Here is a 13,695-nt window from a genome sequence, read left to right on the forward strand (position 1 = left end):
CACATGATATACTCCAATCAGATGTAATTTTAAAACTAAGAAAAGTTTTATTAAGGGGAGAGGATATCATGGCTAAGAAAAAACTATACAAAAGCAAATTATTTACTTTAGGATTAACTGCTTTAATTTGTACAAGACCTTTAGAAACTATGGCGTTAAGCACAAAAACATTATTAGTACAAGCTGATACTACTCAAAAAAATATTAAAGCGGATAAAGCTCAAATACCAGAATTATTAATTACAGAAATATTACCAGATTCTAAAAATATCGATGGAGCAGATGCTTATGAATTTATAGAGGTTTATAATAACTCAAATAGAGAGGTCAATTTAAAGGATTATAAGATATATTACAACTATCCAGATAAGGGTGATTCAAGTGATGTATTATGGGTAGATATTAATGAAGATATTAACGTTAAAAGTGGAGAGGCTATTGTTTTTTGGATTAAGAATGGAAGTAATGACACTTTAACAGCTGCTGATTTTAATAATCATTTTAATAGCCAATTGGAAATGAATGTAAATTTATTTGAGGTATATAGTGCTGGGATGGCTAATAGTGGTGCAAGAGCTCTTAGACTTACTACTAATATAAAGGAAGAAGTAGATTTTGTTTCTTATAATATGAATGGCGCAAAAGATACATCGGAAGATAAATCTATAAAGTATCTTTATGATGAAAATACTAATGAAAGTGTTATGACAAGTAATAAAGCTGTGCCAGATCCAGGAACTGTAAAAGAAGAGGATAAACCTGTGCAATCTAATTCTAATTCTCCGGTGAATAAACCTATAGTAGAAAATATGACAGCAGAAAACTTTACAAATGAAGAAGAAGTAGTATTTAAAGTAAAAGCAAAATCTGATGAAACTAATATCAAAACAGTTAAATTAAGTTATAAAAATGATAAGATGAGTAAATATGAAACATATAACTTATTAAAAGAAGAGGGAGATATATTTTCAAAGACAATTTCTAAATATGATTTAATTGGAAAAGCTTATTATGAATATTATTTTGAAGTTAGTGATGGTTTTACAACGGTAAAAACTCCTATAGAAAAAACTACCAATATAGAAGTTGATACATCAGCTATTAGATTTAACATAAATGAAAATGAATATATATTTGGAACAGATAATTTAATTACAACAGGTGATAAGTTATTAATTGATGGAGTAGATAAAACTTCTCAAACAGTAGAATCTATAGAAAATAATGCTAAGATAGTTTTTGATATTAAGGATACAGATACTTTCTTTAAAAATGCAGTTGCAATTGGAAATACTGTTCTTGGAATATTTAATGAAGGAACTTATGATAATTGGGATACAGTTGCGTATGATGTAGATCCTATTTATTTGACTAAGGGAGAAAAAATTCAAATTGATATTCATGCTGGTAATAAAGCAAATGCATTAGAGCATAACTGGGAAAATAATGATGACTTTGTAGTTAGAAATATCAGATTAGTATTACCTGATGGAAGTATATTACGTCCAGAAGGATTTGAAAATCCTGAAGAAGTTATTAAAATGGGAGATTCAGCAGGGAAAATTGAAATCTTAGAAGCGAAATTTACACCAAGTGATGAATCTTTTAATGCATTAAGATATGAAATAGATACAACAAAATTTAGTGATGGAGAGCATACTTTAAGTGGTAGTTTAACTTCAGCAAATGAAAGTGAAGATGTTAAATTTATTGTAGATAATACTGCTCCTGAAATAACTACAAATATAAAGGATAATCAAATATATAAAGGAACAAATGAAATAATAGTAGATTCAAATGATGCCTTTTCAGGAGTTAAAGAGTTATCAGTAAAATTAGATGATAAGAAAATTGAATTGCCTTATACTTTCAGAGCTTTAGAGTTATCCCCAGGTGAGCATACTTTAACTATTTATGCTGTTGATAATTGTAGTAATGAACATAATAAGGAAATTAAGTTTATTATTCCTGAAGAAAATGCAAAGTTAGGACTTGAAATAACTCCAGGGCAAGGATCAATATTAAATTCTGATCCAACTTTTAAAATAGAAGCAACTGATAGTACTAATGATATAATGACTGTTTCCTTTAAAAAGGGGGAAAGATATGTTTTAGGAGACTATAATATTTCTAAAACAGAGGGGGTTAGCCAAAGTTCAGGAACTAGTGGACAAGTATTTGGTGAAGATTCTAGTAATGGATTCCCTTATGAAGAATTTGATATTGAATTAAGTGGAGAAGTTAATGAAAATGCAATAATTCAAGTAGATTGGAAGGGAAAATCAAATAATTTAAAAACAAATATGTATGTATATAATTATACAACAAGCTCTTTTGATATAGTTGAAGCTGAAATGAAACAAAATGAAAAAGAAGTAAAATTAACAGGTACAGTTTCATTAAAGGATCATTTGAAAGATAACAAAGTAAAAGTTATGGTTCAAAATGGAGAAGGATATACTCCAACACAATATGAAGCAGGTACTCCAGCTGTTCCTTCAGAAAATACTAATATTACAACAAGTAATGAAAATGATGTAGATAGAAATTCTTATGATTTTACTTTTGCAATTGAAAGTGATACACAATATTATAATGAAGATACATCGGATAATACAAATATTGTTGGTAAGTATGAGCATCAATTAAATATTCATGATTGGTTACTTGCAAATCGTTCAAGAATGAATATTCAATATTTATTCCATGATGGTGATATTGTTGATGATGTAGATATGATTTCTCAATGGGAAAATGCAGATGCAGCCTATAAAAAGCTAGATGAAGCAGGACTGCCTTATGGTGTCCTAGCTGGTAATCATGATGTTGGTCATTTAGCTGGAGATTATACTAATTATAGCACTTACTTCGGGGAAGATAGATTTATAAATAATCAATGGTATGGAGAAAGCTATAAAAATAATAGAGCTCACTATGATTTAATATCAGTAGGTGGAATTGATTTTATAATGATGTATGTAGGTTGGGGAATTGGTGATGAAGAAATAGAGTGGATGAATAATATATTAAAGAAATATCCAGAAAGAAAAGCTATTTTAAACTTCCATGAATACCTACTTGCAAGTGGAGGATTTGGTGAAGAACCACAAAGAGTACTTAATGAAGTAGTTTCTAAAAATTCTAATGTATGCATGGTTTTATCAGGTCATTATCATAATGCTCAAACTGTAATAAATGAATTTGATGATGATGGCGATGGAGTAAATGATAGAAAAGTTTATCAAATGTTATTTGACTATCAAGGATTACCAGAAGGTGGTATGGGTTATTTAAGATTGATGCATTTTGATTTAGATGGTAAGAAAGTTTTATTTAAAACTTATTCTCCTTCACTAGATGATTATAATGCAAAGGATACAGTTGCAGGTGGAGATACTATTTTAGGAGAAGAAGATTTTGAAATTTCTTTTGAAGATTTAGGAATTGAGCCAAAACAAAAGACCATCGAAACAACTGACTTGGATGTAAATGTATATACTGATGAAGTTATTGGTACAGTGAATAATGTAACAAATGATACTGAAATTTCTTATACATTAGAAAATGCAGAAAATGGTATGTATGGATGGTATGCAGAAGTTACAGATGAATTTGGTGGACGTTCAAGAACAAATGTAAATTACTTTACTGTAGACAAGGATATTGTAAAACCTGTTATAACATTGCCAGAAAATAATATAGTTGCATTAGGAACTGAATTTAATCCTATGGATGGAGTTATTGCAAAAGATGATAGGGATGGTGATTTAACTTCTAAAGTAGTTGTATCAGGTACTGTTGATATATTTAAAGAAGGAGATTACACAATAACCTATACAGTAGCTGATAATTCTGGTAATACAGAAACAGTATCAAGAGTTATAACAGTAAGGAAAATAGGAAGTTCTACTACTGAAGATGATAATGATATAGTAGATCAAGATAATAACAGCAATAACGGAAACAACAATAGTAACGATAATAATGATTATGTAGGTGAAGATACTATAGAAGATGATAATATAGAACAAAATGATTCTAGCTTACCACAAACAGGAAATGAATCTGCAATTTCTCTTGCTGTAATAGCATTATCATTAATTTTAGGTGGATTTGCCTTAGCAAAGAAAAAGGTATTAGGATATAGAAAATAATAAAAATATCTTCAATTGTAATATTTATTTAGATAATGATATTAATTATTAATCTTATAGAATTATAATTATGAAAATTATAAATATGGAATAGTTAAGAAGTTACTATTCCATATTTTTGTATTTAGAATACTCAGTGTTAGATGTGGGATTCAAAAGAGATTATAGCTTTGGTACATATCAGAAGGAGGATATTAAAATTTAAAATATAAATTTGCTAATAGAAACTTTGGAGCAAAAGGATATTACTTAAGGCTGATTAAATTAGTAAAGAATAAAAAATACATTCAAGGACAATAGAAACAGGATATAGTTATAGATAAATAAAGCGTTAAAGAATATAAAGGCCTTAGTAGAATATTTAAGATTATTCTACTAAGGCTACTTTTATATATAAGTAACAATCAGGCATTGACAGTAAATACCAAACAAACGTATAATGTTAATATGTTAACCTATTAATTAGAGATAATTTATTAAGTTTAGCGTTTAGTTAAATATTATGAGGGGGATGTATTTTATGAGAAAAAGTAAGGAAACAACAAAAAAAATAATTGCATCAACATTAGTAGGAACCGTAATTGTTAGCAGTGCATTAACTAATGTCGTAAATGCAGAAACAACTAAAATTAGTACAAGTGGTATAGTTAATATGGAAAATGGAGATGTAGAGGGTATAATTGAATCTATTAGGCTAAAATGCAAGGAAGATTTAATTGGTGGTGAATTAATTGATGTAAATAATAAAACTATAGCTAAGAAGATAGCGGGATATGTAAAACAAACCAAAACATATTTAGAATCCATGAATTTAGATGAAAATAATGATTACTTATGGGAAAATTTAAAAGATTACAAAGATAATCCAGCTAGAATAACATCAATGTTTAATAATATTGTGTCAATGTCTATGGCTTATAGTTTACCTAATGATACTTATTATAAAAATGAGAAGTTGAAAGATAATATAATTTATGCATTAGAATGGATAAATAAAAATGCCTATAATAGTGAAATAGAACAATACGGAAACTGGTGGGACTGGATGATCGGAGTACCTGCTAGATTAAATAATGTTGTTGTGTTGATGTATGATGATTTAACTGAAGATCAAATAACTAGATATATGGATGCAATACAAAAGTTTTTACCGAGTATTGAACCAGGAAGCAAATATCATACTGGAGCTAATTTAGCAGATGTATGTTTAAATAAATTACTTCAAGGTGTTAATGAAATGGATCCAGAAAAAATAAAAGAAGCCTCAGAAGATATATCAGGTGTTTTTGACTATGTAACTAGTGGAGATGGATTTTATCCAGATGGTTCTTATGTTCAACATGGAATTGTTGCCTATACTGGGTCATATGGAAACGTTCTTATAGATAAAATATCAAATGTAATGTTTTTACTAGAGGGGACTCCATGGAAAATTGAAGCTGAAAGTAAAAATAATATATATAATTGGATATTTGAAAGTTTTGATCCGATTATATATAAAGGCTATGTTATGGATATGGTTAGAGGAAGGTCTATATCTAGATATAACGGAAATGGATATATTCAAGCAGCTGGAATTATTGAAGGCATGATTAAAATATCAATGATTTCGGAAGAAGATATGGCAAACAAAATACAAGCATTAGTAAAACAATGGGCTATTGAAGCAGATGATGTAATAGATTTTGGAGAAAAGTTTAAATCAATAAATGTAATAGATAAATACTATGAAATGATGAATAATGAAGTTATTACTCAATCTTTACAAGGTGCAGCTCACTATTCCCTAAATATGATGGATAAGACTGTTCATGAAAGAGAGGGGTATGCATTAGCTATTTCAAGAAGCTCAAGCAGAATAAGTAAATATGAATTTATGAACAAGGAAAATTTAAAACCTTGGTTTCAAGGAGATGGGATGACTTATCTTTATAATGATGATTTAACTCAATTCTCAGATGACTTTTGGTCAACAATAGATCCATATAGAATGCCAGGAACAACAATTGATACGAGAAAGAGAGCAGATAAGGAGATTCTTCCAGATATAGATGCAGGTTCACCGCTACAAGATGAAGTTTATTATGAACTAGGAAATAGTAGTTGGTCTGGTGGAACTAAACTAGGTAACTATGGTGTATCAGGTATGCAAATAGATAATAAGTATGACTCTTTGAAAGCAAATAAATCTTGGTTTATGTTTGATGATGAGATTGTTGCATTAGGTTCAGGAATAACTAATCCGGAAGAATTCAATACAGAAACAATAGTTGAAAATAGAAAAATAAGAAAAGATGGAAGTAATAAACTTATTGTTGATGGAGAAGAAAAGGTACAATCACTAGGAGATAATGATAATGTTAAAAATGCAGAATGGGCATATTTAGAAGGAAATGTAGAGGGGACAGGTATTGGGTATTATTTCCCAAATGGAGCTGATATAAATTTATTAAGAGATAATAGAGAAGGCAATTGGTTTAATATAAATGCTTCCAATTCAGCAGCAGATAAAACAGTTACAAACAACTATTTAACTATGTATATAGACCATGGTGCTAATATAGAAAATAAAGGATATAGTTATATATTATTGCCTAATAAATCATCAGAAGAAGTAGAGGATTATGCTAATAATTCAAATATTCAAATAGTAAAAAATGATGAGATTGCTCACGGAGTTAAGCATACGAAATTAAAGATGGAAGGGGCAAATTTTTGGATAGATGGTAAAAATACATCAGGATCTATAACATCATCAGGAAAAGCATCAGTTATGATAAAAGAAAATGATGATAATACATTAACAATATCAGTTTCTGATCCAACATTTGAAGGAGAAAGCCTATCAATAGAGATTGCAAAATCAGCAACTAAATTAGTAAAATCAGATAGCCAAATTTCGAATGTAAGTTTAAATGATAAAAAGATAGCCTTTGATGTAAATACTTCTGGTGCAATGGGTGCAAGTTTTGAATTAACAGTAGAGTTAGGAGAACCTTTAAATGAGGATGAAACAGAGGCAGAAGTTATAAATGAAGCTCCTATAATTTATGGAGAAGATGTAAAACTATATATTGGAGATACATGGGATAAAAGTCTTCACAAAATAATGGCATCAGATAAAGAAGATGGGGATTTAAGTGAAGCTATTAAGATTAAAGAAAATAATATTAAGTTAGATGATAGCTTTAAAGCTATTGAAAAGGGAGAGTATAAAGTAGTATTTGAAGTTACTGATAGCAAGGGTGCTAAAGCAGAAAAGGAATTTACTGTAATAGTAGATGCGAAAAAAGAAGGTTCAAGTAATTCAAATGACGAAAATAATTCAATAAATTTACCTAATACTGGAGCCATTATAGGTGGAACTACTTTAGTAGGAATAGGTGGAGTACTAACATTATTAGGAGCATCAATGTTTAAAAAAAGAAAAAAATAAATTTAAAACTGTGAAAAATACAAAATAATACTAATAGATATATTTTGGATTTTATAAAAAAATATAAATGGAGGATATGAATATATGAATAAGAAAGAAGTAAAAGAATTAATGAAGGGACAATTAATTGCAGTAATTAGGGGTAATGATATAGATGAAGCAAAGCTTATTTGTAAAACTCTTGTAGAATCTGGAATTACATCGTTAGAAATTACATTTAGTCTTCCAAAGGCAGAAAAATTAATTTGTGATTTAAAAAAAGAATTTTCAAATGCACTTATAGGAGCAGGAACAGTATTATCTAAGGAACAAGCAAAACTTGCAATAGATAATGGAGCAGACTTTATAGTATCTCCTTGTATTGTAGAGGAAGTAGGAGTGTATTGTAGAGAAAAAGATATATTTTGTTCAATGGGAGCTGCAACGCCTACAGAAGTTTATAATTCATATTTAGCTGGTAGTGATGTTGTTAAATTATTTCCAGGAGACTGTATTTCAATGAAAATGATTAAGGGAATTAAAGCACCAATGCCATTCATTGAAATGATGCCAACTGGTGGAGTTGATGATATGAACGTAAAAGAGTGGTTTAAAAATGGTGCATATGCTACAGGATTTGGTGGATATTTAACTAAAGGAATAAATGCATCTAATCTTGATATATTAAAAGAACGTTGCGAAAAGCTAATACAAGCTACTAAATAAAAATTTAAGAGAAAAAATTAATAATATAGTTTATATTATTAAGGATATTAGGGAGAAAATTATAATATGAGTAAAGTACTATTATTTGGAGAACCAATGGCGCTTTTTACAGCTAAAGTAGAAGGAGACTTAGAGAGTGTAAATTTATTTGAAAAATCAGTAGCAGGTGCAGAACTTAATGTTTGTACAGGTCTTGTAAGGTTAGGGCATACAGCTTCATATATCACAAGATTGGGAAATGATCCATTAGGTTTATATATTAAAAAATTTATTAATAAAGAGAAAATAGGGACAGAGTTTATAACTTTTGACACCTTAAATAAAACAGGACTGATGTTTAAAAGTAAAGTTTCAAATGGAGATCCTGTAACAGCATATTACAGAAAAGGATCGGCATTTTCAAACATTACTTCAGAAGATATTGATAAGGTAAGTTTTGATGGAGTTGAACTTCTTCATGTAACTGGAATCCCCCCTGCATTATCATTAAGTTGCAGGGAAGCTACATATCGTTTGATGGAAAGAGCAAAAGAAAAAGGGGTTTATATAACCTTTGATCCGAATTTAAGGCCAGCTTTATGGGAAAGTGAAGAAGTTATGGTTAGTGTTATAAATGATTTAGCAAAAAAATGTGATTTAATATTGCCTGGTGTAGCAGAAGGCTTGGTGTTAACTGGAAGTGGAGATGTAGAAAAAATAGCTGATTTTTATCAAAATCTTGGCATCAAGGAAGTTATTATTAAAAATGGTAGCAAGGGAGCTTATATTAGAAGTGGAAATGAGAGCTTTGAACAACCTGGATTTAAAGTTGAAAAAGTAGTAGATACCGTAGGGGCAGGAGATGGCTTTGCGGCAGGAGTGTTAAGTGGAAAATTAGAAGGATTGTCAATTAGAGAGTGTGCAATAAGAGGGAATGCAATTGGTGCGATTCAAGTTACATACTCTAGTGATAATGAGGGTTTACCTACACAAGACGAGTTGAAAAAATTTATAGAAAAAAGAATATAAATAAATGAGAAAAAGGGAGATTTGATATCTCCTTTTTTTATTTGAGAAAGTTTTCAGAAACTTATTGACTACGGTTACAAATGGTAGTAATATAATATTAACATCTTAATGTGTTAACTGGTTAACACGAAGAAAGGAGTGTTTTAGATGGAAACTAGATATGCACATAGCCCTAAGGATATAGAGCATTATTCAACAGAGGAATTACGTAGTGAATTTTTACAACAAAGAATATTTGTGCCTGGTAAAGTTTGTTTAACTTATTTACATTACGATCGTCAAATATTTGGAGGTGTAACACCTGAGGACAAGCCTTTGGAAATAGTTCTTTCAAAAGAGCTTGGAGTAGATTATTTCTTAGAACGTCGTGAACTTGGGATTATTAATATAGGTGGTCCTGGAACAATTATCATTGATGGAAAAGAAGAAGAAATGAAAAAACAAGATGGATATTATATTGGAAAGGAAACAAAGCAAGTAATATTTAAATCTAATGATTTAAATAATTTAGCAAAGTTTTATGTTGTATCAACACCTGCACACCATAAATATCCAAATGTGAAAATAGCTATAGATAACATCACGCCAAGGGTCGTTGGTGAAGGTAAAACATTAAATAAGAGAAAAATATTCCAATACATTCATCCAAATATATGTGAAAGTTGTCAATTACAAATGGGATATACAATTCTTGAAGAAGGTAGCGCATGGAACACAATGCCATGTCATACTCATGAAAGACGTATGGAAACATATTTATATTTCGATATGAATGAAGACACAAAAGTTTTCCACCTAATGGGAAAACCAGATGAAACTAAACATATTGTAGTAGGAAATGAAGAAGCTGTTATCTCCCCAAGTTGGTCAATACATTCAGGAGTAGGTACAAGCAATTACACATTCATATGGGCAATGTGTGGAGAAAACATAACATATGATGATATGGATATGGTTTCTATGAATGATTTAAAATAAAACGAGGAGGATTAAGTTTAATGAATGATTTTAAGTTAGATAATTTCTCATTAAAAGGAAAGATAGCTTTAGTAACTGGAGCATCTTATGGAATAGGATATGCAATTGCATCAGGTTTATCAAAAGCAGGCGCTAAAATAGTTTTTAATGATATAAATCAAGAACTAGTTGATAAAGGATTAGCAGCATATAAGGCAGATGGAATAGAAGCAAAAGGGTATGTATGCGATGTAACTGATGAAGATGCTGTACAAGCTTTAGTTAAAAGAATAGAAGAAGAAGTTGGAGTTATTGATATCTTAGTTAATAATGCTGGAATAATCAAAAGAATTCCAATGATTGAAATGTCAGCAGCTGACTTTAGAAAAGTTATAGATGTAGATTTAAATGCACCATTTATTGTTTCTAAAGCAGTAATACCATCTATGATTAAAAAAGGTCATGGAAAGATAATTAATATATGTTCCATGATGAGTGAGTTAGGTCGTGAAACTGTTAGTGCATATGCATCAGCAAAAGGTGGATTGAAAATGCTAACAAGAAATATATGTGCAGAATATGGTGAAAATAACATCCAATGTAATGGTATAGGACCTGGATATATTGAAACACCACAAACAGCACCTCTAAGAGTTGAAGGAAATCCGTTTAATGATTTCATTATTTCTAAAACACCAGCGGCTCGTTGGGGAAATACAGATGATTTAATTGGACCTACAGTATTCCTAGCATCGGATGCTTCTAACTTTGTAAATGGACATATACTATATGTAGATGGAGGAATACTTGCTTCTATAGGAAAGCAACCAGAAGCATAAAGAAAACAGAAATTATAATTATGTAAACTTGAATGCCGATATAATATGATATATTATATTAACATGTTATATTATTAAGGAGTTAAGAGTTATGATTGCAAAATATGAAATTATAAAACAAGACATTATTCAGATGATTGAAGAGAAAAAATTTAAACCAGGAGATAAAATTTATTCTGAAGGAGAGTTAAAAAAACTATACAACGTAAGTAGCACAACAGTTGTTAGAGCTCTTCAAGATTTGGTTTTGAGTGGATACCTTATTAGAAAACAAGGAGAAGGCACATATGTAAGGAAAAATTTTAAGCATAGACGTGCTTTCTTCGATGAAGGTAGCCCAATAATTGAAGAGGTTAAGAATAAGTATTCTGAGCAAAGTATCGTAGAAAGTAAAAAAATGTTGTTGGTTAGAGAATTAGAAGATAAAGAAATTGCGGCAAAATTAAATGTTAAGTCAAATGAAATTTTAGTTCATTTTTGTCGTGTAAGTTTTATTAATGATACTCCGTGGCAATTTCAAAATAGCTATATTCCAAAGAAATATTTAAAGAATTTTAACTACAAAGGTCTAAGTGAAAAAGATAGGCTGTCTGATGAGTTAAATAAATCATTAGGAATAAATTTGATGACTTTACCAATGAAGCAAAAAATAAAAGTTGAATTTCCAATTAAGGAAAAGAGTGTATGCGAGGCTTTAGCTATTGATGAAAATATACCAGTTTATAAATCAGAAAGAATTACTTATTATCCTGCACAAATACCATTTGAATTTGTAAGAACCTATTTACATTATAAATTTTACTCTATAGAAATTCAAACTGAAGATAATGTCTAAGTAAAAAGTAGACATTAAGGAGTTTTAAAATATGCGAAGTATTATAAAAGAACCGTTGATTCGTAGCGAACGTTATTTTAATTGTGGTTTTTTATCGAAAGAAACTATTGAAGAAGCATTAGATAAATGTATTAAAAAAATAGATAGAAATATAGAAATATTTGGAGAAAACTTTCCAACGCCAGCGACTAAAGATAATGCGTATGGTATTATGGATAATACTGAATGGACCAATGGATTCTGGACAGGAATTTTATGGTTAGCATATGAATATACAAAAGATAATAAATACAGAGAATTAGCAGAAAAAAATGTTGAATCATTTTATAACAGAATTGCAAATAATATTGAAGTCGGTCATCATGACCTAGGATTTCTTTATATACCATCATGTGTTAGTGCTTATAAATTAACAGGAAACAAGATAGCATATGATGCAGCTATTATGGCTGCGGATGCCTTGATTAAACGTTATCAAGAAAAGGGCGAATTTATTCAAGCTTGGGGTGAATTGGGAGCACGCGATAATTATAGATTAATTGTTGATTGTCTTTTAAATATACCTTTATTATATTGGGCTACAGAGGTAACAGGAGAAGAAAATTACAGTAAAATTGCTAAGAAGCATTTTAAAACAACTATTGCAAATGCAGTAAGAGACAATGCTTCTGCATTCCACACATTTTACTTTGACCCAGTCACTGGAGATCCTGTTGGAGGTAAGACTAGACAAGGGTATTCAGATGATTCTAGTTGGGCGAGAGGTCAGGCTTGGTTAATATATGGAATAGCATTAAATTATTCCTATGATATTAATGAAGAAAATATAGATATTTTTGAAGCAGTATCAAATTATTTTATAAATAGATTACCGGAAGATTATGTATGCTATTGGGATTTAATTTTTAATGATGGTTCTGGACAATCAAGAGATTCATCTTCGGCAGCTATAGCAGTTTGTGGATTTAATTTAATGGATAAGTTTTTATCAGAAACTAATGAAATGAAAAATGTTTATAGATACATACAACATTCAATATTAGGTAGCTTAATAAAAAATTATACTGATGATTTAACTGAGGGAGCTACAGCATTAATAAATCATGGGGTTTATTCTTGGCATTCAGGTAAAGGTGTAAATGAAGGTAATATTTGGGGGGACTATTTTTATATGGAAGCCTTAATTAGATTCTACAAGGATTGGAAAATGTATTGGTAAAAAATAATATAATAATTTATTAAATGGGGGAGTTTATTATGGAAAATAAACCAAATATAAAAATGGTTCGTATTGATGAAAGATTAATACATGGACAAGGCCAATTATGGATTAAAAGTTTAGGAGTGAATTTAGTTATTGTTGCAAATGATAAAGTATCGACAGATGCAATACAACAAACATTAATGAAAACAGTTATTCCTAAAGAAGTTGGTGTACGTTTTTGGACAATCGATAGAACTAACGAAGTAATTTGGAAAGCTGCTCCGCATCAAAATATATTCGTTGTTGTAAAGGATTGTAAGGATGCATTAAGATTAGCAGAAGGTGGGTTTCCTATTGAAAAATTAAATGTAGGTAATATACATGCTACTGCAGGTAAAGAAAAGGTTTCTCAATTTATTTACTTAGGTGAAGAAGATAAAGAAGCTTTACGTAAATTAAGAGATAAATATAATGTTGAATTTAATACTAAGACATCACCTGTATCAAATGATGGTGTTCAAACAATAGAAGCATTAAATAAGGTATTAGAATAAAAA

9 protein-coding genes are annotated in these 13,695 nt (G+C 29.7%); all 9 read left to right on the forward strand.

Going from position 1 to position 13,695, the window contains the following annotated elements; all coding sequences use genetic code 11:
* The first annotated feature begins 68 nt into the window (after positions 1-68).
* The 9 genes from J2Z25_RS08425 to J2Z25_RS08465 all read left to right on the forward strand — a co-directional run bounded on the left by J2Z25_RS08425 (position 69) and on the right by J2Z25_RS08465 (position 13,692).
* Complete coding sequence (locus tag J2Z25_RS08425; protein WP_209739727.1) at positions 69-4,154, forward strand: immunoglobulin-like domain-containing protein; 4,086 nt, start codon at positions 69-71, stop codon at positions 4,152-4,154.
* Positions 4,155-4,674: 520 nt separating this feature from the next.
* Complete coding sequence (locus J2Z25_RS08430) at positions 4,675-7,590, forward strand: polysaccharide lyase family 8 super-sandwich domain-containing protein (RefSeq protein WP_209739729.1); 2,916 nt, start codon at positions 4,675-4,677, stop codon at positions 7,588-7,590.
* 84 nt (positions 7,591-7,674) lie between these two features.
* A complete protein-coding gene (locus tag J2Z25_RS08435) occupies positions 7,675-8,295 on the forward strand; it encodes a bifunctional 4-hydroxy-2-oxoglutarate aldolase/2-dehydro-3-deoxy-phosphogluconate aldolase (protein ID WP_209739732.1) in 621 nt (206 codons plus the stop codon).
* A 66-nt stretch (positions 8,296-8,361) separates the two neighbouring features.
* Positions 8,362-9,303, forward strand: a complete 942-nt coding sequence (locus J2Z25_RS08440; protein ID WP_209739734.1) for a sugar kinase — start codon at positions 8,362-8,364, stop codon at positions 9,301-9,303.
* Positions 9,304-9,450: 147 nt separating this feature from the next.
* Entirely contained in the window at positions 9,451-10,281 is an 831-nt protein-coding gene (gene kduI / locus J2Z25_RS08445; RefSeq protein WP_209739737.1) for a 5-dehydro-4-deoxy-D-glucuronate isomerase, read from the forward strand.
* Positions 10,282-10,301: 20 nt separating this feature from the next.
* On the forward strand, positions 10,302-11,099 hold the full coding sequence (locus J2Z25_RS08450) for a gluconate 5-dehydrogenase (RefSeq protein WP_008680610.1): 798 nt from the start codon (positions 10,302-10,304) through the stop codon (positions 11,097-11,099).
* Between the two features lie 91 nt (positions 11,100-11,190).
* The gene (locus J2Z25_RS08455; protein WP_008680609.1) at positions 11,191-11,934 is read left to right on the forward strand and encodes a GntR family transcriptional regulator; all 744 of its coding nucleotides are present in this window, start codon (positions 11,191-11,193) and stop codon (positions 11,932-11,934) included.
* Positions 11,935-11,965: 31 nt separating this feature from the next.
* A complete protein-coding gene (locus tag J2Z25_RS08460; RefSeq protein ID WP_209739741.1) occupies positions 11,966-13,153 on the forward strand; it encodes a glycoside hydrolase family 88 protein in 1,188 nt (395 codons plus the stop codon).
* Between the two features lie 38 nt (positions 13,154-13,191).
* Entirely contained in the window at positions 13,192-13,692 is a 501-nt protein-coding gene (locus tag J2Z25_RS08465; protein WP_209739744.1) for a PTS sugar transporter subunit IIB, read from the forward strand.
* The last annotated feature ends 3 nt before the right edge of the window (positions 13,693-13,695 follow it).

This window comes from Clostridium tertium, from assembly GCF_017873245.1.
GTDB lineage: Bacteria > Bacillota > Clostridia > Clostridiales > Clostridiaceae > Clostridium > Clostridium tertium.

What these genes read in the sequence shown, in the direction of transcription:
- J2Z25_RS08460 (WP_209739741.1), top strand. Translation starts at nt 11,966, where the DNA reads ATGCGAAGTATTATAAAAGAACCGTTGATTCGTAGCGAACGTTATTTT.
- kduI (WP_209739737.1), top strand. Translation starts at nt 9,451, where the DNA reads ATGGAAACTAGATATGCACATAGCCCTAAGGATATAGAGCATTATTCA.
- J2Z25_RS08465 (WP_209739744.1), top strand. Translation starts at nt 13,192, where the DNA reads ATGGAAAATAAACCAAATATAAAAATGGTTCGTATTGATGAAAGATTA.
- J2Z25_RS08425 (WP_209739727.1), top strand. Translation starts at nt 69, where the DNA reads ATGGCTAAGAAAAAACTATACAAAAGCAAATTATTTACTTTAGGATTA.
- J2Z25_RS08430 (WP_209739729.1), top strand. Translation starts at nt 4,675, where the DNA reads ATGAGAAAAAGTAAGGAAACAACAAAAAAAATAATTGCATCAACATTA.
- J2Z25_RS08455 (WP_008680609.1), top strand. Translation starts at nt 11,191, where the DNA reads ATGATTGCAAAATATGAAATTATAAAACAAGACATTATTCAGATGATT.
- J2Z25_RS08440 (WP_209739734.1), top strand. Translation starts at nt 8,362, where the DNA reads ATGAGTAAAGTACTATTATTTGGAGAACCAATGGCGCTTTTTACAGCT.
- J2Z25_RS08435 (WP_209739732.1), top strand. Translation starts at nt 7,675, where the DNA reads ATGAATAAGAAAGAAGTAAAAGAATTAATGAAGGGACAATTAATTGCA.
- J2Z25_RS08450 (WP_008680610.1), top strand. Translation starts at nt 10,302, where the DNA reads ATGAATGATTTTAAGTTAGATAATTTCTCATTAAAAGGAAAGATAGCT.